Source organism: Pseudobdellovibrionaceae bacterium (assembly GCA_023898385.1).
Lineage (GTDB): Bacteria > Bdellovibrionota > Bdellovibrionia > Bdellovibrionales > UBA1609.
The window spans coordinates 1310958-1332200 of record CP060220.1; the positions used below are offsets into that span (position 1 = coordinate 1310958).

Annotated in this window: 19 protein-coding genes; 9 read left to right on the forward strand and 10 right to left on the reverse strand. The window is 46.4% G+C overall.

All coding sequences use genetic code 11. From position 1 onward, the window contains the following. The first annotated feature begins 16 nt into the window (after positions 1–16). Positions 17–1138, forward strand: coding sequence for a GNAT family N-acetyltransferase/peptidase C39 family protein (locus tag H6626_05820; protein USN48611.1), 1122 nt, complete (start codon positions 17–19; stop codon positions 1136–1138). Between the two features lie 27 nt (positions 1139–1165). Here H6626_05820 and H6626_05825 read toward each other — a convergent pair whose 3' ends face one another. From H6626_05825 to H6626_05835, 3 genes are all read right to left on the reverse strand, one after another. Continuing rightward, a complete protein-coding gene (locus H6626_05825; GenBank protein USN48612.1) occupies positions 1166–2011 on the reverse strand; it encodes an aspartoacylase in 846 nt (281 codons plus the stop codon). Then, positions 2008–3183, reverse strand: coding sequence for an ATP-grasp domain-containing protein (locus H6626_05830; GenBank protein ID USN48613.1), 1176 nt, complete (start codon positions 3181–3183; stop codon positions 2008–2010). Before H6626_05830 ends, H6626_05825 begins: the two co-directional genes overlap by 4 nt. A 232-nt stretch (positions 3184–3415) precedes the next feature. Further along, positions 3416–4540, reverse strand: coding sequence for a hypothetical protein (locus H6626_05835; GenBank protein USN48614.1), 1125 nt, complete (start codon positions 4538–4540; stop codon positions 3416–3418). Between the two features lie 695 nt (positions 4541–5235). Between H6626_05835 and H6626_05840 the strand changes: the two genes are divergently transcribed. From H6626_05840 to H6626_05855, 4 genes are all read left to right on the forward strand, one after another. Beyond that, positions 5236–5625 carry a nucleotidyltransferase domain-containing protein gene (locus H6626_05840; protein USN48615.1) on the forward strand — a complete coding sequence of 130 codons (390 nt, stop codon included), beginning with the start codon at positions 5236–5238 and terminating at the stop codon, positions 5623–5625. Then, positions 5622–6038 (forward strand): DUF86 domain-containing protein, encoded by a 417-nt coding sequence (locus tag H6626_05845; protein ID USN48616.1) that lies wholly within the window; start codon positions 5622–5624, stop codon positions 6036–6038. Before H6626_05840 ends, H6626_05845 begins: the two co-directional genes overlap by 4 nt. A gap of 97 nt (positions 6039–6135) precedes the next feature. Further along, positions 6136–7596: a hypothetical protein gene (locus H6626_05850; protein USN48617.1), complete on the forward strand. Its 1461-nt coding sequence runs from the start codon at positions 6136–6138 to the stop codon at positions 7594–7596. A gap of 344 nt (positions 7597–7940) precedes the next feature. Further along, a complete protein-coding gene (locus tag H6626_05855; protein ID USN48618.1) occupies positions 7941–8357 on the forward strand; it encodes a hypothetical protein in 417 nt (138 codons plus the stop codon). 190 nt (positions 8358–8547) lie between these two features. On the opposite strand, the gene H6626_05860 is transcribed toward H6626_05855, so the two are convergent. Beyond that, a complete protein-coding gene (locus H6626_05860; protein USN48619.1) occupies positions 8548–10383 on the reverse strand; it encodes a hypothetical protein in 1836 nt (611 codons plus the stop codon). A 363-nt stretch (positions 10384–10746) separates the two neighbouring features. Beyond that, on the reverse strand, positions 10747–11808 hold the full coding sequence (locus H6626_05865) for a DDE-type integrase/transposase/recombinase (GenBank protein USN48620.1): 1062 nt from the start codon (positions 11806–11808) through the stop codon (positions 10747–10749). Positions 11809–11988: 180 nt separating this feature from the next. Here H6626_05865 and H6626_05870 point away from each other — a divergent pair, with 180 nt between their 5' ends. Beyond that, a complete protein-coding gene (locus tag H6626_05870) occupies positions 11989–13512 on the forward strand; it encodes a sigma 54-interacting transcriptional regulator (protein USN48621.1) in 1524 nt (507 codons plus the stop codon). Here H6626_05870 and H6626_05875 read toward each other — a convergent pair. The 4 genes from H6626_05875 to H6626_05890 are packed head-to-tail and all read right to left on the reverse strand — an operon-like array spanning position 13495 to position 17319. Then, positions 13495–14628: a SpoIID/LytB domain-containing protein gene (locus H6626_05875; protein USN48622.1), complete on the reverse strand. Its 1134-nt coding sequence runs from the start codon at positions 14626–14628 to the stop codon at positions 13495–13497. The genes H6626_05870 and H6626_05875 overlap by 18 nt on opposite strands. Positions 14629–14657: 29 nt before the next feature. After that, positions 14658–15407: a slipin family protein gene (locus H6626_05880; GenBank protein USN48623.1), complete on the reverse strand. Its 750-nt coding sequence runs from the start codon at positions 15405–15407 to the stop codon at positions 14658–14660. A gap of 17 nt (positions 15408–15424) precedes the next feature. Next, positions 15425–16696 (reverse strand): nodulation protein NfeD, encoded by a 1272-nt coding sequence (locus tag H6626_05885; protein USN48958.1) that lies wholly within the window; start codon positions 16694–16696, stop codon positions 15425–15427. 50 nt (positions 16697–16746) lie between these two features. Continuing rightward, on the reverse strand, positions 16747–17319 hold the full coding sequence (locus H6626_05890; protein USN48624.1) for a hypothetical protein: 573 nt from the start codon (positions 17317–17319) through the stop codon (positions 16747–16749). A gap of 211 nt (positions 17320–17530) precedes the next feature. Between H6626_05890 and H6626_05895 the strand changes: the two genes are divergently transcribed. The 3 genes from H6626_05895 to H6626_05905 all read left to right on the forward strand — a co-directional run bounded on the left by H6626_05895 (position 17531) and on the right by H6626_05905 (position 20757). Beyond that, a complete protein-coding gene (locus H6626_05895; protein ID USN48625.1) occupies positions 17531–17791 on the forward strand; it encodes a hypothetical protein in 261 nt (86 codons plus the stop codon). Positions 17792–17980: 189 nt separating this feature from the next. Beyond that, positions 17981–19513, forward strand: a complete 1533-nt coding sequence (locus H6626_05900; GenBank protein USN48626.1) for a carbon-nitrogen hydrolase family protein — start codon at positions 17981–17983, stop codon at positions 19511–19513. 5 nt (positions 19514–19518) lie between these two features. Further along, entirely contained in the window at positions 19519–20757 is a 1239-nt protein-coding gene (locus tag H6626_05905; GenBank protein ID USN48627.1) for a hypothetical protein, read from the forward strand. Here H6626_05905 and H6626_05910 read toward each other — a convergent pair. After that, complete coding sequence (locus tag H6626_05910; protein USN48628.1) at positions 20754–21242, reverse strand: hypothetical protein; 489 nt, start codon at positions 21240–21242, stop codon at positions 20754–20756. The genes H6626_05905 and H6626_05910 overlap by 4 nt on opposite strands. Between the last annotated feature and the right edge of the window lies 1 nt (position 21243).

The window sequence follows — 21243 nt, forward strand, 5'->3', positions numbered from 1 at the left end:
GTAAATTCAATTTAATATGAGTTTAAATTTTCGCATTGCACGCCTTAGTGACGTCCCACCTCTGATCGAACTTGAAAACCAATCGTTTAAGACCGACCGCCTGTCAGTATCCAGCTTTCGCCACTTTGTTCGCTCGGATAAGTCTGATTTAGTGGTGGCTATAAGTCAACGGAAGGTTTTGGGATACTACCTGTTGCTCTATCGACAAGGCACTGCATTGGCTCGACTTTACTCCCTAGCGATCAGTTCGAAGGTTCGCGGACGCGGTTATGGCCGACGTCTTATGGAACACGCTGTCGAACAAGCAGCTTTGCGAAAAAAATCAGTGCTCAGGCTTGAAGTGCGCCCAGACAACAAACGAGCGATCAACTTGTATCAATCGCTCGGATTTTATAAAATGGCTATTAAACCACATTTTTATGAAGACGGGTCTGAAGCTCTCATTTTTGAAAAGAGATTGATTCCCCGCCAATTGGGCATGAAATTTAAAGTCCCTTATTATTCACAGGGAACTGATTTTACCTGTGGACCCGCCTCACTATTAATGGCCATGGGTGCTCTTTCAAAAAAAGTCCGGCCAAACCTTAAAGCTGAATTGCAGATCTGGCGTGAGTCCACCACGATATTTATGACATCAGGACATGGCGGCTGTGGCCCCAGCGGGTTAGCACTGGCCGCCCATAGGCGTGGTTTTCAACCGGAAATTTGGCTTTCTGAGGATACTGCTCAGTTCATTGAAGGCGTTCGAACGGAGGCAAAAAAGGATATCTTGAAATTGGTTCAAGAAGATTTTCGAAGCCAAGTACGAACAAATCGAATTCCGGTACGCACAAAGCGCCTGAAGATTGGTGATCTCGAGAAGGTCGCCCGGCGCGGCGGCGTCCCGATCATTTTAATCAGTTCCTACAAGATTACTGGCACAAAGGCACCTCACTGGGTGGTGCTCGCGGGTTTTGATGAAAGCTATTATTACATTCACGATCCTGATTTAGATACCGATATTCCCCGAGATGCCTTTGAAGCTGCTATGTCTGTTCCTGATATGGCATTCATTCCCGTAAAGAAAAGTGATTTCCTAAAAATGGCAAAGTTTGGAAAACAGCGGGCCCAAATGGTCGTGAATATTTTTAAGGCTTAGAGGTGCGAGATTCTCACTAGATTTGTCCTACGGTAAATAGCTCCGACGGATAGGTTTTGATTTTAAAAATGCTATGTTTTGCCAATAGTACGCTGACTCTCCGATAAAAACGGGAAAACAGGATTCGCCCTCGTAAAAAATAGTTTGCCCTTCGTAATTCAAAAACAGGGGGTCGCCCTTTTTTAGCTCTTTATAATCTTGCCCCCATAAACTGGGATGTATTCTCGCGGTCTTTTCTTCTTTTTGTGTGGGGTAAAAAACGGTTTCGTGTTCTAGGTATCCGGATAACTCAATCTTACTACCCGATACGGGAAGCAATAATTTCTCGAGCAACAAAAGGACAACCCGTTCCATTTCGTCAATGATGGGGCTGAATTCCACACCCTGAGCCACGGGACCCATCTCCACCAACACGCCATGAGGCGCTAAGCTATCTACAAACCGGCAATCACTGTCTTGGTCTGAATTAAATAACAATCGAATAGACGGCATATCTTCAGTGGCTTTGGCCACTGCATGGGCCGACAGGTAGTCATTTTTAGAAAGCACCAGTGTGGCGCCCATATTAGTTGTTGTGGTGTGCAAGTCTATTAAAAAATAGGGCTCCCCTTGCGCCCAATTCACCAAATCCCCTCGAACCTCTTTGGATCGGGCGGCCTCATACCCCGTGGCCAATTCTCCACCCGGACCAAAACTCCGGTTAAGGTCTGAGTCAACAAATCTCACATTAGCCGCCGTTGCTCTTGGGTTGGCTAACAGGAATTTATATTGGTGACCACTTGGCAATAACTCTGGATGACGTTGCCATTTATTTAAAAGCCAAATTCCGGTTCGCTCATTTCCATGGGTCCCCGCGCAGATGACTACTTTCATAAATGCCTTTCAACATCAGACAGTGGTAAATGATATTCTTGACCAGCCACCTTTAATTTCAACTTGCTATTAATTGAAAGCAATCTCTGCTCAAGCTCTTCCGCCGTTGGGGCTGTGAAAATAATGTGCCCCAACTCCTCCCTCACCGATTCACGTCCGGCCAGCTGTTGTCCGCCGAGTGATTTCATTTTTAGTTTACTCACCCATGGCTGAGATTTTAATTCTTCAACACCGCTGATTTCCTCCAGCACCCCTGGCCCCGGATGCACAATATAAACTCCTGCATGAGTGACCGATTTTTTTGGAAAAATAAAATCTATCCCCAATTCCACAGCTATAAAGGCCTCCCAAGCATTAAAACCGTAGGCCATCGATATCAAATCCATGATGTAACCACCCGGAGGCCGAAGAGCTATTTCACCAAACAGATGCCCCTCTGCGGATCGATAAAACTCAAGGTGAGTTTGTCCCCATTGAATCTTAAGTGCCTTCACCACTGATTCATTCAATTCTAGGATTTGCTGGCACTCTGTATCTGGGTAAGGGGCCGGAACGATATTCACGTGCGTTTTTGAACGATATTGCGTGATGTTTGTAAATTGAATTTGGCCATTTTGAATGAATGATTCAATACTGCCCTCGGGAGCATTTACCATTTTCTCGTAGATACGGGTGACATGCATGGCTGATTTCAGCTCATCAATGGTTTTTGCAAATACCAGCCCTCGCCCGCCGGATTGATCTCGATCTTTAACAACCACAGGAAAACCCAATTTCTCAACAATCGTCTCCACACTGATCGCCCTTGATCCGTCAATAAACCGCGTCATCGGTATATCAAAGTACCGAAGATACTGTTTCATTAAGATCTTGTCCCGACAGTGCAACACCATGGTTTTTTCTGAAAGCCTCGCGTGCACAATTCGGCGTGCTAGTGATGCGGGATACACGGCGCCCTCAGTGGTGGCGATAACATGGCTAAAAGATTGGCTGGGCCAATGGGTTTTTATGAATTTCCGAAGTTCTTCGCGATCCGAATGCATGGGGGCCACAGCTGTTCCCAAGGGCGCCTTCAGCTTGGTCTCTTGATCCGCCCACAGGGCATAGGCGATACCTTTTTTATCCAACTCACTCAATACGGATTTTCGAAGGCCCATGACTAAAACGTTCATAGAATGCCATCATAACAAGATCGAAATGAATTTGTAAGTTTCGAATGCGGGTAAAACCGCCCCTACCTGCATCGTGTTAGAACTTACGCTCGAACTAACGGGCAAGGCGATGCGGCCTCACCATTTCAAGGGACCCGCATTTTCCTGGTTAGATTGAAGCATTCAGAAAAACTTAAAGGAGACTTTGGGCCCCCCTCAAGTACGTACTTTGGCTGAGTGGCCCCCGTTTTTTTTAGTGGGAGTAACTCACAGTGACGATTACGCCAGCGGCTGGTGCTTCGACAAACCGCAAAACCTGACCGTCCACTTCCCACGGAATTTGTGAGCCGTCAGAAAGGACCACTTCCACGGACTCCGGACGAGGCACTTGATCAAGACGGAATTCTTTGTCACGCGATAATTTTTCTACGTCTTCAGCCATTGTATCAAAAAGTGTTTCAAAAGAATTTTCGCAAATGCTGATGCTTGACCCGCCAGTTGACCGTACAAAGGCATCTATTTTTTCAGCGTAAGCGGTAGCAGGCTCAGTGAAGCTTCCACGCTGTTGGTCATAACATCGTTCATCGCCAGGCTGAACATAAACCCCATAGGCTCTCAGGGCCAAGTTCTCTCGTCGAACCGCCATTTGATAGGCGGCAATGACGTCGGCTCCGGTGGCTTCCACATTGTCTTTACCTAAAGTCTCATCTGCGTCAGTGATATACACCACAGCCAATTGAGCGCCGAAGCGATGAAAGCCCTGGTTGGCACTGCCCAATTTACCGATGGCGTCGACGGATGCACTTAGCGGCCGCTCATCGGCAAGTGTGCAGGGATTCTGAATCCAACCCAAAGTGTCGCTGTCATTACATTGAAGCATAGACAGGTGGTCGTCTATCAACTGCACTCGCTTTGAATCTGTGGATCGAATGATAGTTTGGTTACTCATTGGCAACTGGGCAAGTGATCCGTTTAAAGCATGTCCTACGCCCCGATTTGTGGTTGTCATACCCAATTGCCAGTCAACACCTTGTAGTCGGTCAGAAAGAGTGCGAAAACGCTGCCCCATGGTCCATCTATCAGAATGCATTGAAACAGAAGTGTCTTGAACAACTAATATATCTAGTTTTCCGTTACCCGCCGCCTGCGTGAAAGTCTCCACTAATAAAGGCGGTGATGGCTCAATGGGAAGTATGACAATAGGTGGTCCTGGCTCTGGCATCGGCAGAGTCGGAGGCTCAAAGCTGATTGGATCTCCAATTTCTCCGTCGTGTGACATTTTTGAGTCAAAGTGAACGTCGGCAAATTTCACATCACTACAGGCAGTGGCTGCCAACATTAAACCCACTAATCCCGTCCATGCGATAAGATTTTTCATGGTTAATTCCCCCACATTATTTTTTGTTTAGCCCTTCCAACGTCTAGCTAGAGCAAAGTCGGGGCCAGAATCCGCCACCAGCAAAGGTTTTGTCGCGTCGCATGAAGTGCGTGAAATTTTTAAGAGAGTTTCATTGTCGTTTTGATATGAGATTGATGAAAACTGTTTAAGTCGATGAGTTGTCGAAAGAGTTAACAGATCTGAGGATTTTTTTGTGTGCGTTTCACCGGTGCCGTGGAACAGCTACCACCGCCCCATTCAACGAATCGTTTCATTTCGTGAATAGGCTACTTCTTTTGAATCCTCGAAAACGCCAACTGCCGTGGTCACTGCCAACGTGAGTGGGCACTCCTCTGCCCACCGCGGTTGGCGTCTCAAAATAGGACTTCAATAATTTCAACACATTAGGCATTGGCACCAAACCAGCAATAGTTAAGGGTGTGCGCCGCTTGAAGGCGCCAGGGCTGCAAGGAAGTATTTTAATAGTTTTTTAGAATTTTTAACGAACAATCCCCCATATCCCCAATTCACTCCCTAGCCGGTCTCCCCAAGACCGGCTTTTTTTTCTGCGCACTTTTTTGACGCCAGCAGTCTATGACCGCAGTTCTTATTCCACGACTTCTGGTTCAACATTCCTGGCACTTCGAAACCCCTTCTTCAATTGCATTGCCCTGTTGATCAGCTATCATGAACAAATGAGCTTATCCGAAAAGGTTAAACAGTTTTTTAAAGACAGACCAGAAGTTAGCTTAGTCATTCTCTATGGTTCGCAGGCTAAGGGGGACGCTACAAGCACCAGTGATGTGGATGTGGCTGTCGCTGGCGAAGGACCCCTTGATGCCGAGAATCTTGTTCGGTTCAATGTAGAGCTTACAAATATATTAAGGAAGGAAGTAGATATTCTTGATCTAACCCAATCCACGGGAACAATTCTTGAAGAGGCCTTGGCTGGAGGACAACTCTTGCTCAACAAAAACCCCGGCATATACGCCGAGCTCATCAAAAAACTTATTTATGATAAAACCGACTTCCGCCCCTACTACGATCGAATTTTGGCTGAACGACGGAAAAGGTATTTTGGATGAAAAACAACGTCATCAATGAAAAAATAGAATCTTTACGCAAATGTCTGGTACGGCTAGAAGATAAAAAACCCGACGATATTGCTATTTTACGAACGGACATCGATCGACAAGATATTATCTCCGTCAACCTTGAACGTGCTATTCAGATTTGTGTGGATATCGCCTCTTATATAATTTCCAGCCAAAATCTCCCGGCCCCTACAACCATGAGCGAGTCGATTGCGGCTCTAGAAAAGGTTGCATTAATCTCTACAAAAACATCATTAAGTTTGCAAAAAGCAGTTGGATTTAGAAATATTTCGGTACACGCCTATAAGAAAATTGACTGGGACATCGTTTTTAGTATCCTTCATAATCACCTCAATGACTTCAAAGCCTTTGTTCGCGAAATCGAAGAAAACAGAAAAACCTAAGAAAGCGCATTGATGGCAACTCTAGGCCTTGGACGATTAATCAACTACAAAAACAATTGCGCAATGCCATTTGTCCTGATGATTTAAGGCGCCTGCTATGATTCGAGTTTTTACAACTTTGTATGTGGTCATTTCCATTTCAGCCTGTGCCACCATCAAAGACACTCATCAACTTATTAAAGTCCCTACTGATGTGGATGGCGCGATGGCCTACTATCAAGGCGCAAAACTGGGGCCGGCGCCCAATTTTTATAAAGTGCGAAGGCACAAAGCGGCCACCCTGGCTCTGCGCCACCAAGATAAATTCATCGAACAAAAACTTACACCGAAGTACCGATGGGGTGAGAGTTTTGGCAGTAATATGTTGATGGGGCTATTTTTTGGCAACCTGGCTATTGGAGCTGTTGGCGTTGCTGCAGATATGGTTTCTGGTACCGCCTACGACTTTTCCCCTATTGAGCCGTTTGTTTTTTATCCTGACAGAACTCGCCTGAGAGCACCTCGATCCATTGCGGTGGCTCCTCCAAAGTATTCAGACGAATTTATTTCTGACCAGCTCGCATTAAGAGTGAACTCTTTTCTTGAAACCGAATATCCTCAAAAGAGTCTTATCACCTATGCCGAAAATGAAAGAATATTTTTCTCGTATGGGTACACTCATGACCAATGGGCGTCTCCCGTGGTGAGAGATCGGCTCTATCAAACTCTCGGCACGACTCACTTAGCAGAAACTATTGTGAGCGAGGAGCAAGACAGCTTTTCTCTTGAGATCAAGATCACAGATGTCATCACTAATCTTCCCTTTGCTACCCACACCGTCAGCATCAAAAAAAATGAGTTGAGCGCCTTCAACATGGGGCGGGTTTCTAGGTGGTTTCGAAAACTGGCAATAGAAATGGTGCCCAATGCTGCGGGCATTGAAAACCTAAAAGCCTCTTTTAGTATTTCGGGCGATCAAGAAGATGCGCCATTGGACGCTTATTATTTTCTGAATTCCGGTTCACCTGTTGGACTCCTCGGATCAAACCTTTCTGTCACAATGTCAAATCTGCGTCCCGCAAATCGACGAGGAAACTTTGACGGGGTGGTTCGTCTTCAATCTAAGTTTTCGTTTCAATACCAACCGTTTTATGTGGAAGACTTGTTTGGCGATAAGGTCTTTGATTTTGACTGGTGGAATGTGGGGTATGGACTAGGCCCAGAAGTGGGTCTTGATACGATGATTGGCTACCTCTACCTTAACGTTTTATTAACCCCGACTATGCACCATATTAGTTTTGGTTCGCCCGTTCCCGGAAAAGACATTTCTCGAATGTACATGGATGGCCAGGCTGAATTTGGTTTCAGCACTTTTCTCGCTACCCATTGGCACATGCGATTTTTTGTAAGAACTCGAAATCACTCTCCAGAAATGTGGCATGAAATTCTTAACCAAGGCGCGGATGTCCCCCGTGGCAGTGAACCCGATGTGGCACCATTCTACAACTACTCCGGAATTGGAATTGAATACTACCTTCCCCGAGCCCGCAAGGAAGCCAAACGCTGGCTCAATCCATAGGGTTCCAGGTCCTAAATCGGCTCACGGCGTGTTAACTTAATGCCTTCGTTTTTTCTAGATGATTATTTCATCCAACACGCATTGAGCTTGATGCTGCTGCTTCACTCTCATCGAATTCATTCATCCCATCCTTTGGATCTAATAAGGCAGTTGCCCACCGAAAAACTCTCAAATCGAGTCATTTGGACCGCCGAAATAACTCGGACAAATTAATGACCGGAAAACCCTGCAATGATCTCTGACTAAACCGTAGATTTTTTATCTGATGAATAAAATTTTCTAGAAACACCGATACTTCTGCGATAACACAGCGTGACCAGGTTTAGGACCTGGTACCTTATATTATGAAATATATTTTTTTTAGTTTGTTGTTGCTGTTTTCTTTTCCTCTCCTTGCCCAAGATGGTGCCAATGAGTATCTATGGCGACTTTTATGTGTGGGCCAAGAGAATAATTTGTTCTTTAAGGGCCATGCTATTGAATTAGAAGTTCGTGATACTGGCTTTATTCACCTAAAAATAGCTGGACAGGATTATCAGACCTCAGGTCCGATGATTTTTGATGAAGTTCTCTTTTCTCACTACCAGGGATCAGTGAAAGAAGACGGCATTTTCTTTTCTGTGGTTCGAAAAACTGGGGCACAAGGGCCGGTCATGCAGTATGAAGGTGAACTCAGTATCGATGCAAAAGTTGAGTTTGCCGGGGAGTACCGGCTGTCTTGCGATTACCACCCGTATATCTGCAAATACAATCCGCACTAAATCACGTAGACGTACCACCCATTTTACGAATAGAGAAATAGAATCGCTGTGATATTTTTGACGCAATATTTCTTGCGGCGCCGAAGTCGGGTCAAACCTTTTGGTCTGCAAACACGAGAATGTGTTACTATAAAAGGTATCCCTTTCCTTTCTGCGTTGCTCTGCAACGCAGAAAGGAAAGGGATACCTTTTAGGGGATGTACTCACTTAGATAGTCCATCCACCTGAGTTTTGGGGTGTCCACCCCTTCGTCTATTCGCCAGATTTCGTAGAAATCCCAGCCGACAAAAGTGGAGCGTTGCATGAGTTCGGCCATAGATTTGGCTTCGCCGTCAGTATTGGTGCAGTTCGGGGTACAGGTGGCTGTGTCTAGCACAAACACAGGGCCATTCGAGAGTGATGGAGGCCGGGAAAATACCGGGCCGACATGTACTGGAGGGGCCGTGGCCGTGACGTTGGCAAGTGAATAGGTATAACGTGGCTGCGCGAAAACGTGCGAGGCAATGCCGCCCACATCATCAACCCCTGTCACCGTCCCAGTGAAATAGCTGTCGCGTGGTGCGACCCAGTTTCCTATTCCAGCAGCGTCATCCAAAACTCCCGTGGAAACCACGTCTGCATCACTCGTACAATATTTACAGCTGTCCCCGGCTGTACCCCGAATGATACCATAGGCGGCGTGTCCCCCTGTAACAGTGCCGTATGTCGCGACATTGTAGACATCACCGCCGCCTAGTCCATAGGCATCACTCTGTGCCACTACATCTCCTGAAAACACGGAATAGTAGATGTTCGGGGCACCATGACCGACGATACCACCAGCATTATTAAACGGAGCCTCCACCCGACCCGATACGTATACATGCCGAATCTCTCCACCCTGCGACCAACCTACGACGCCTCCTGCCGGATCGCTGGGCGACCTAAAGTTCACATTGGTCATCCGAACGTTCGAAATAATGGCGATAGTAGAACCAAAAAGACTGGCATAACTACAATTTGTGCAATCAAGACCATCTATGGTATGTCCATTACCATCAAATACGCCTTGAAAATTATTTGTCCCATCCCCAATGGGCGTCCAATTGTTCGAACCAGAGGCTGATATGTTCTGATCAAGGATGTAAAATTGAGTAGCATCATTAGCCGCCATTGTTTGTAGTGTGGCTAAGTCAGACACCAATGTGGGCGGATTGGCCTGTAAAGTTTTGTAGATCCACGTTCGCTTTGGTTGAAGCGTACTTTGTTTGGCATAAAAATGAATTGTATTCGCCACGGCTGTAGCCGAGAGGTACGGTGCGGTAGTGTCGTAGTTGTAGTTTACGCTAAAAGTCCCGCCCCCCGTTGCCAAACACGGTGTTGTCACTAGAGTGGCCGTGGGGCTGGTGATCGTCACATCGCCCAAGGACACATCGCAGTTTCCGGTGAGCTGCCACCCCGGGTCATCCGTCTCAATAACAATACGAGAGGCAATACTTGCAGAAGGTGCCGAGTTCCCCGTGAACGATAACCGAGGATCCACCACTGAAAATGTAGATTGGGTTGAAGACAGCGGTTCTCCGCCCAACAATGCAGATACAGTTTTTGCAGAACCCGTTGTCTCATTGAAAAAATCAATCACATATGTGCCATCGCCGTTGTCGATCAACTCGTTCAGCCATCCTTCCGCTGTGCCCCCAGAGACCGAAATATCAACAACAAAAGACGGATCGTAATAAAGATTTCCATATTGATCGCGAGTCGACACCGTGATCTGCATCGGCGTGTTTTTTATACCCGTGCCGTTGGCCACCTGGAAATCGCTATTAGCAAAACTAAATACCGGAGGAGCTGGTGGCTCGATGGGACCGGATGACTCTACAGACTTGATTTGGCCATTAATCCGATTGTCTGCCAGCTGGCATCGACCCACTGATATTATCAATAATAGGCAAGCCGTCGCAGCCGGGAATATCCGTCCTACACGCCCAGAATTATTCACACCTTGATTTAAATCACAGGCTATAGCCCGCAGAGATTTTAGCATTTCAGTCCTTTGCCAATTGGTCTATTTTCCTATCGGCAGGATTCAATATTTTTTTAGATTTTTAAATCGTATTGTTTAAATCGTATTTATATGAGAATTCACACAAATCCCGTGCCCTTTTACCTCTGACTTAACCTGGAAGTCTTAAAGTGAGTGGGTTTTAACCGGTGTGGTGTGGTGTGGTGAATCTTATCTGATGGTTTTTTGTGCCGCCCCCATTGTTTCTCAAAACCTCCAACTCTCGACATTAACTCCCTATTTTAATTGGCAACTCTCATTCCGAGGCGAAGCGCACAGTCTCAACATGAGACACCGCCAACAAAAGTTTGCAAAATGTAGACTGCGGTTGATGGTGTCAGTGACTTAGGCTGCCTTCATGGTTGTCTCACTTTGGGTATCGGCAGCCAATAATTTTTCTTTAGCCCCGGGTTTTAGCACTTGAGGGTACTGCAAGAGGTACTCGTTAGCAGACTTCCATCCGAGAGCTTTTCGGAGCCGCCAAGAGTTTTTCCATTGGCAATACTGTTCGAGGTATTCATTAAGCTGTTCGATGTTTTGCGGTCTTGCTCGATGGAACAACTCTTCATCGTCCATGCGGTGTGAACGCTCTACAAGCCCGTTAAGCTCTTTTTCTCCTGGAGGTATGAGTCTGTGCCTGATGCCGTGTTCATCGCATAGTTCATCCAAAATATGCGGCAAAGGATCGTCGATTCGTGAGACAAATTTATTCGTAAATTCCACGCCATTGTCTGTCTGAGTGCTGGTTATCCAAAAAGGCACTGCTCTTAGTAGTTCAATCATAAAGCGTTCAGTCTCCCAGTGACCATAACCTTCATAGGCCCTCTTAAACTCCCACCTCGATGCGTGATCAACGAAGTTATAGACGTAACACTTCTTGCCGTTTTCAAGGAGCGTTGTTTGCCAATTAACATCGATCTGCGTGTGCACTCCTGGCAACTCTACCTTCACAACGGTGGTGTGGCTAGACGCCGGCTTTGCACGCCTCTTAGAGCCCACAAGGCCCGCGTTCTTCAAAAACCGATGGATACGATACAGTGACAGCTCCACTCCAAGGTAACGTTTGAGGTGGGCTTGTATCACCTCAGCGCCCCAACCACAGAGTTTGCGCCATCGCCTGATGTGATAAGCCGTCCAGCCAGTGATGTCCTGTGCTTGTCGCCCTGGTGCCTTTCTTGGCGTTAGTTTTCTGTGTCCACCCTCGAGGTAACTCTTTCTCCAGCGATAAACAGTACGGCCAGATTTACCGATTTCCAGACCCACAAGTTCATAGTCTAAGTCCGAAAGGTTGCCAGAATGTTCCCTTTTAGCTAGCTCTATCAACGCAAGTAGTCTCAAAGTGAGAATCTTATCTTTTTTTCGAAATTTCTTGGCTTCTCTTCGCAGTTTATCTAAATTAAGACGCATTGCTAACTCCTTGTTCTTCTTGGTGTTTCTTAATTTGAGACTTTAAATTTCACCAAGAAGACTTGGAGTTTTTCAAGTAAAATCAACGTTTCCCGCCATTTCACTGACAAAATCAACCGAAGCCTAAAAAAAGTTTGCAAAAGGGCTAAAGTTTCTGGGCTTTTGTCCGATAGGGTATGCATGATTGAAAATGCTGAACTTCTGCAGCTTCTAAACCAAATTTCTGCTGATGTTTTCGACCGTGAAAAATCAGATGAGCTCGTAGAACGCATTCTAAAAGTGGCCTTGAAACTGACTGAGTCAGACCGGGGCACGGTTTTTCTTGTGAAACCTGCACGACTAGGAAGCCACGAAAAAGTTCTCAACTCTCTTTTTGCCACAGGTCTTAATGGCGAAAAAATCCATATGAATGCGGATCGTGGTATTGCTGGAAAAGTATTTAGAACAGGAGAGCCTGTCATAATCAATGATGTGAGCACGAGTTCTGATTTTTTCCCTGCGATTGATAAACAAACGGGATATCAAACCGAAAATATTCTAGCCGCGCCACTTAAATCACCAAAACACGAAACTTTGGGTGTGATTGAAATTCTGAATAAGAAATCAGGCGACTACAATGAAAAAGATCTGCAGATCGTGCAAGTGTTATCAATATTTGCTGGCATCGCCCTTGAGCATAAATTTGACGTGGAAAATCTCGTCGAATCAAAAGAAAAACTAAAACAAGTGAACTACTCGTGGCTTAAAAAGGCCGAGTTCTTATTACATCAATCGCTTAATCCAAACCTCCAAGCCATCTATGAAAAAATAGAAGACTATGCCATGAGCGATAGCGCCGTCCTTATACAAGGCGAAAGCGGCACCGGCAAAGAGGGAATGACTCAACTTATTCACATAAAAAGCCAAAGAAAAAATCAACCCTTTGTTGCGGTAAACTGTGCCGCCATCCCAGAGAGTCTATTTGAAGCAGAACTTTTTGGAGTGGCCAAGGGGGCCGCCACTGGCACTGCCGAGCGCCGTGGAAAGGTTGAGCTAGCTCATGGAGGCACACTATTTTTAGATGAAGTGGGTGAGCTTCCTTTAAAAGAGCAGGCCAAACTTCTTCGTGTGCTACAAGATCATAGCGTGACGAGAGTGGGATCTGAAGAAGAACCCACTCACGTAGATTTTCGACTTGTTTGTGCCACAAACCGCGATCTTCGCGACATGGTGAACGAAGGTCAATTTCGTGAGGACCTTTTTTATCGATTGAATGTGATTCATTTGAAAATCCCTCCTCTGCGCGATCGACAAGAAGATATTCCAAGCCTTGCCGTTTCTATTTTGAATCAACTCTCAAGAAAATCCGCCTACTTTCGAGATAAGAAACTCAGCGACAAAGCCATTGAGTACTTAAAGACTTACGACTGGCCGGGTAATATCAGAGAACTGCAAAACAAAATAGAAAATGCAGGTATTGTCAGTCGAGATCGCTCGTTGATTGAGCCAAAAGATTTTCAACTCACCCCAACCCAGCGCGCTCCAAAAGTAGATGAAGATAGCCCTACTGCTATCGTGCTCAACCTGCATGAGGCTAAGGCCCAAGCCGAGCAAAGAGTGATTGAACAGGCACTTAGGATAGCTGACGGCAACAAAACCAAAGCTGCAGAAATTCTGGGGATCTCTCGTGAAGGCCTACGCAAGGCTTTAAAGAAGGCGGGTTAATATCTTTTTTTCGCCGTAATAGTGTTGCAGAATTTGCCGGTACGATTGGCCCCGTTTTGCCAAATACTTAGCCCCATATTGACAAAGACCTACGCCATGCCCGTGACCCCGTCCCTCCACAAAGAGTTCTGCCTCTGACAATTGAACTTTAAAATAGGCACTTTTCACTTTGTTAAATCCCAAAACTTCACGAAACACTTGGGCTGACAGCTGGTGATTTTCGCCATTTGCAAAACTCACTTTCAGCTGATCCACCCGACCCGAACCCGTGTGTCCAGCAACGGTTAGATCTTTAATTTTTAAATCTTTGGCGAGCCCCAGGTACCCATTCAACTCCCTACGCAGTTGGCCCCGATCCATGTGCCACTTCCATGAACCATTGGGACTAAAGGAACTGTGAGAATCTTTCACCATGACCCCGCCAGGCTCAGAAGAATTCCAGACGCTTTTTGGCAACTCTGTCTGTCCGCCACAATCGGCGTGATAATAGGCTTTCAAAGTGTGCCCTTCATTGTCCTTGAGATACTCACCTCGAGTTTCTTCAATGGCTTTTAAGATTTTATTTTTGGTCCCCTGGTCGGCATTTAGGTGATTGGAAAGGTTGTAGACTTGATCTTCAACACTCGACTCAAGATGAAAGGGCCGCCCCCGTCGATCCTCTAGCATAGACATGGCATAAGAACGAGACGCCACAGCCTGAGCCTTCAGCGCCTCTAGTGGCCAAGACGCCGGCATTTCAGAGGGAATCACTCCCTCAAGATACTTTTCAAGTGGCAACAGGGCAATCGCATCCATCCGCAATCGAGAAGAGGCGTTGATGCTAAATTCAATGTTCTCCGGCACCAGTTGCCCATTCAAATGCATCATCTCACCTGATACAACAACCTTAAATCCTAAATTCAACAAAGGTTCAGGTAGATCTTTAGAGTAGACAGACAAACCGTTTTCGGAAGGTACCAAATGGAGCGCCATACGTTTAGGCAAGTGACTGAGGCGAGTCTTTTGGCCTTTCAGCGAGACCGCCAAATCAAAACCCGCTAAAGTCACCTGATCGATATTTCGTTTGATACGTACTCGCACCTGATCCTGGCCAAAAACTGGCCAAGATAAAAACAAGCTCAGAATGATCCCCCCCAAAAGTCTCATCAGTCTCCTTTAAACAGAAATGGCTTTATCAAGTCGATGGGCAAAGGCAGTATCACTGTGGTTTTACCCTCACCACTCACTTCTTTAAGCGCTTGTAAATAGGCCAACTGGAGAGCCGATGGAGATTCAGCTAACTTTAAAGAAGCGTCTTTTAACAGCTCTGAACGCTGCTTTTCACCTTCAGCACTGATGACCTTCGCTCGTCGCTCCCGCTCGGCCTCGGCCTCTTTGGCCATGGCTCTTTGCATTTCTTTCGGTAAATCTATATGCTTCACCTCAACCACAGTGACTTTAATTCCCCATGGCTCAGTGGCTTTATCGAGAATCTCTTGCAAAGAATGGTTGATCTTATCCCGGTTGCTCAACAAATCATCCATCACATATTGGCCTAACACCGACCTTAAGGTGGTCTGTGCCAACTGGCTTGTGGCAAAGTAGTAGTTTTCTACTTTTGTCACGGCCATTTCTGGATTCATCACTCGAAAGTAAATAACAGCGTTAACTTTCATACTGACGTTATCTTTTGTGATTACATCTTGGGGCTGAATATCCATAGTGATGGTACGAGTATCGATCCGAATAATTCTTTCAATCCCGGGAATTAAGATAATTAAACCCGGCCCACGCACGCCGATACTTCGGCCAAGGCGTAGCACAACGCCTCTCTCCCACTCGGGTAAAACTTTGACCACAGAGGCGATCAGCACAAACAGGATGACGCCAATAACTATATAACTAAAAGGGGGCATATTTTTCTCCTTGTCAATTAAGTGTCAGATTTCAATTTCACATTTAAGGTGAGTCCCTTATGTCCAATAACCTCGACCAAGTCGCCCTCTTTCAGAGCGTGATCGCACTTCACTTTCCAAATTTCTCCCACCGTCTCTACCAATATTTCTTCGTGGGGCTCCGTTTTTACTTCGACTACACGGCCTTCTTGGCCGATCATGTCACTAAACTCACCGCGCTTTTTCACACCCAGTGTTTTGTAGGCCAAATACGACAATCCCATCATAATCAACCCCACAATGGCCGTTGTCACAATCAATAAATCCATAGGCAGAGCCACCCCGGAATGACTTGGATCAAACAAAAACACACCTCCTAAAAAGAAAGCGGCTATTCCACCAATGCCTAAAATCCCAAAACTAGGAACAAAGGCTTCGGCGATCATTAAAACAACCCCAAGGAGCATCAAGGCGAGCCCTCCCCAGGTGACGTTGAGTTTGTGCAATGAAACCATAGAAATTACTAATCCCACTCCACCAATCACGCCTGGCACCAGGGTGCCAGGGTGAGTGATTTCAAAATACAATAATGCGAGGCTTGCCATCAAAAGCAGATAGGCTATTTGTGGATCCGTGAAAAAAGCCACCACCTTGTGCCTCATATCTGGGGCAAAGGTCTTCAATGCTCCAATGGAAACGGCCTCCACTTGGTCACCAGGCATTTTGACTTGTCGGCCATCGGCGAAATCTAAAAACGCCTTCTTGGTTTCAGCCACGTGGTCAATGGCATTGATTTTTAACGCTTCTTCAGCCGATACCGCTTTGGCTTCTGTCACAATATCTCGGCCAAATTGCTGATCGCGCCCACGAAGTGTCGTGAGTCCATCAATCCAGCTGACCGTATCGTTAATTAATTTTTTTCTCAAATCCTCAGGAATCTGCTGTCCCCCACCTGCGATGGGAGTGGCCGCCCCTATGTTGGTTGCCACCATCGCTCCGTTTACATGACAAGCCTGCATGATAATGGCACCAGCGCTTCCCGCATGGGCTCCTGAGGGATAAATTAAACATAATACCGGACGAGGTGATTGCAGAATTTCTTCCACGAGCATACGAGTGGTTTGTAAGCTCCCGCCGGGCGTGTTGATCAAAAGTAGGAGTGAACCGCAATTTTCAGCGGCGGCTTTTTTATTGGCCCGTTCAAATAAATCTAGTGTGGCGGGTCCAATGGCTCCATCAATACCGACTTCCAATGTACACGTATCGGAAACCGGGCTTGTTTTTTGCGCGCCCGCTTGAAAAACCGCCATCGCACTGACCACAAAGAAACCCAGGTAAAGGCTCAGTCGAAATACCTTCTTCATTGCACCCACTCCTGCATTAAATGTTTCAGATGGTTCCAAGTCACCTGCTTGTGACCCCTCACTTGTTCAAAGTCGCCAGTGAGCATGGACTCAATACTGTGAGTTACCAACCAGCGAACACCGGACACCTCTACAATTCGCCCAAATAGGTCTGAATACTCATATCCATCAACGCCCAATAACAAATAGGCCTCCTCACCAAAGGCGATACCAAAAGGAGGTGTGGCTCCGGCCAACTCACCTCGCAACTGTTGTTGCCGCTCTATGGAAGAGTGTTCCCTTGCCCTGCCCGGGTCATACTTCAGCGTGAGGACTTGGTCTTGATGAACGGCTTTTAGCATTTTTTTTAGTAAACTAAGAGCTTCAAAGCTGAGATGGTTGGGGATTAACACGGCCAATTGCACCTGCGTCACCGGGTATTGTGTTTCGGGATTTGCCACGCCTTTTTCACTAACGGCCCGGCCACCGTCCCTCACCCGAGGTCCAGCTGAGGCTTCAGGCAAAAGCACCTCAGAAATCCCTAAGACGTCTATAAGATAATGCAATTGTTCGTAACCACACTCAGCCATAACCACTCTTTCTCTGCCGTTTAAAACTAGTTAAATCAGAGCGTTGGGTCATGCACTTTCGAAAAACCGCAATGCGTTATTTGAGAGATGAGTGTTCGGCAAAATTTTCCTCGATCCAAAGACCAATTTTCAAGGATTTTTTGGGCAATGTCTCAAGTTGAGACAGGGGTCTCCGATAGAGGTCATAGAACTTCAAAAGGAGTAATTAGCGATGGATCGCACAAAAGAGAACAAGGATGTTCAACATCTTGAAGGGGCTCAGGATGGGCCTCAGGTCATAGCCGAAATCCGCATAGTGCCACCACGGAACCGCCATGAAGAAATACTCGAGGAGTACAATCACTGCGCCCTTTGCGGAACAGAATTGCTTTTCACCCACGTCACTAACTTTGTCTATATGAGTGTGGACGAAGAGGCGCACTGCCCCTCTTGTAGCGTTCGCACCATTAAACAAGAGCACAAATTACACTAGACATCGGGCTTTGTGCCCGGCTCGTGCTCCCGTTGAGATGCCGCCACTGATGTATTGCGACACACAGGTGCGGCACTAGCTTCGCTTCAAACCAAAAAAGCCAGATAAAAATAGCCCAATCCGGCTTCGCAGGTTGTCAATCTCTCCTAATATTATTAGTGTGCGTACCTTAAAAAAGGGGCACCAAATATGAGCAACAAAAATGGTCATCTCGAACTGCGTAACGCCACTGTCAAAGACATCGATCAAATTGTCTCTCTCGCCACTCAAGTTTACGGCCCGTTAAGCTCCTACAAACCGGGCATGATTCGAGGTCAAATTTCTTCTTTTCCAGAGGGATGCTTTGTTGTCACATTGGATGAAAAAGTCGTGGCCTATTCGGCAAGCCTTTTGATTGAAGAAGAAAAGGCCCTGGCCCCGCACAGCTGGAGAGAGATCACCGGCAACGGCTATGGCGCCACCCACTTTCCCGATGGAGACATTCTCTATGGATATGAAACATTTGTCGACCCCGATCTTCGAGGCCATCGCATTGGTCAGCGGCTTTACAATGCCCGCCGCCGCCTAGTCACATTTCAACACCTCAAGGGAATCGTATTTGGCGGAAGAGTTCCCCTATTTAGAAAACGCCAAAACAAAGTGAAGGATATTCAGGACTACATTGAAAAGGTTCGCAACAAAGACATCAAAGACCCTGCCCTTGGGTTTCACCTGCGAAACGATTTTCAAGTGATCGGCGTTTTAGAAAACTATCTCCCCCATGACACAGAGAGCATGGGCTTTGCCGTTCACCTTAAGTGGAATAATCCTGAGTATTCCGAAGGCCGCAGCACAAAAAGTCCTGCATTAAGACCTAATTCTGTTCGCATAGCTACAGTACAATATGAATTGCGGCCGCTGAAAGATTTTGAAGAGTTCTCAAGAATTGTTGAATACTATGTGGACGTGGCCGGAGATTACAAAGCTGATTTTCTGCTTTTTCCTGAGCTTTTTACCATGCAGCTGTTATCCATTCGCAATGAAGAAGTGGCTCCCGATGTGGCTATTCAGCAAATGACTGAATACACTGAAGACGTAAAAAATCTGTTTCAAAAGCTGGCTGTAAAATACAACGTGAATATTATCGCAGGCTCCCACCCCACGATGACAGGAAATACCGTAAGAAACATTTCGTATGTGTGTCTGCGCGACGGTACTGTTCACGAACAGGCCAAAATTCACCCCACACCTGATGAAAGGTATTGGTGGAAGATCGAGGGTGGCGATGAGGTGAATGTCATTGACACTGATTGTGGCCCCATTGGCGTACTTATTTGTTATGACAGTGAGTTTCCGGAGTTGACCAGACACTTGGTCAATCAGGGCATCTACTTTTTGTTTGTGCCATTTTTAACAGACAATCGCCAGGCCTATTGCCGAGTCAAATACTGCTGCCAGGCTCGCGCCGTAGAAAACCAGATTTATGTGGCCATGGCTGGCAATGTGGGTAATTTACCGAAAGTCAAAAATATCGACGTGCAGTATGCTCAAAGTTGTATCCTCACTCCCTGTGATTTTCCATTTGCCAAAGATGGAATTGCTGCTGAAACCAGCCCCAACGTGGAAACTGTAGCCATTGCCGATTTGCGCATTGATAGTCTACTTGAGGCCCGGGCCAATGGAGCCGTTCGAAACCTCAAAGATCGAAGGCACGATCTGTACTCTGTCGTATGGAATAAATAACGTCTATGAAGTCTTTGGCTGCAACGACGAAAGGTCGCCGCCTTTTATTTTTTCTGCTCTATATTAGCGAAGGTGCCCCCATCGGATTTATCTGGTGGACTTTACCGACTCTTATGAAAACAGCTGGCGTTGATACGGCTGACATTGCTGAGCTGTCGGCTCTGCTTGTGATACCATGGACGCTTAAAATTTTCTGGGCTCCGGCGGTGGACGTTCTGCAGTTTAAAAAATGGAATCTACGAATGACCATTGCCGTATGCCAAATAATCATGGGGCTTACTATTTTGCCTCTGGCATTTATGGACCTTGGCACCCAACTCGGATGGGTGAAAATCATTCTCTTGGTGCATGCGCTTTTTGCCGCTACCCAGGACGTGGCTATCGATGCGTGGGCCATTAAGACTACAGACCCCAGCGAGCACGGTCGAATTAACGGTTACATGCAAATGGGCATGCTTACAGGACGATGGATTTTTGCGTCCGGCTTTTTGCTACTTTCGTCGGTGCTCTCCACAACACTAGTGGTATTTTCTTTGGCCTCAGTGATTTGGCTTTTGGTTTTGGTTGTTTTATTTAATCCAGACCCCAGCCTCACCGTGGCATTGCCTCGCAGTTTTAAAGATCGGTTTTTTGATTTTCATAAAAACATTTGGCAAGTGTTTACACGAAAACGCACATGGGCTGGATTGGCGTTTGCTGGTGTTGCTGGCACCGGGCTTCATGCCACCACAGCGGTACTTGGCCCCTACTTTATGGAAAAAGGTTTAGCCGAAACGGCACTGAGCCATTTTTTTACATTTAATTTGGTCACGTTGTTCATTGGATCTTACCTAGGTGGTATTGCCGCAGACCGCTTCGGCCACCGAAAAAGCACCGGTTATTTTTTGGTATTAATTGCCGCCATTGCATTTGTCATCTCAGGCGCTGATCACTTCATAAAAGCTGGCGATTCGCAACTATATTTACTATATGGCCTGTTTCAACTCATGCACTTCGCTATCGGGCTATTTACAGCTTCCTCCTATGCCATGCTCATGGATTTAACCGACAAAGACGTGAGTGCCACGCAGTATTCGGCCTATATGGGTGCTGTGAATGCGTGCGAGTCATGGACGGGCTATTCTTTTGCGGCTGCCTATCGCAGCACAAGTTCTTATGCCTTTAGCTTTTCCCTATTTGCGGCATTGTCATTGCTGGGGCTTCTGATATTGCCGATCCTGCGGCGGTTAAAGGCAAATCGCTAACGCCCTGTCGCCGCAAAAGGAAGCAGGTACCTGGTGTTGAGGGTTGTTGTTCCGGCCTCTACGTTTTGGGTGAGTAGCAGTTCATCCACATTAGCTTTTGAATCTAGCGTGATCATGAAACTACTTCCGCTAAACGCGCTGGGAGTTGATTTTTCACTGCGATCAAAAACCCAATACAGCACTTGGTAGGCTACCTGTTCTTTTTTGTTGGGTCCTATTTTTTTAACCACTAGATGGACATAGAACTCTTTATGTATGCCTCGGTCATTTTTGCATTCCACCAGCCAGTCATCGTTAGCCTTCGGAGACCGATCGAAATCACAGGGCATCTCCCAAGAACCATCTTCTGAGGCGTAGGTAAAATCGAATGGCTTTCCGATGGGTGCGACAGCGGGTTTTGCAGCTCGTGCGACAGTTGAAAAAAGCATCATACATGCCATTAACAGGACCAGCGTATCAGCTTGTATTTGTCTAACCATCGTCACA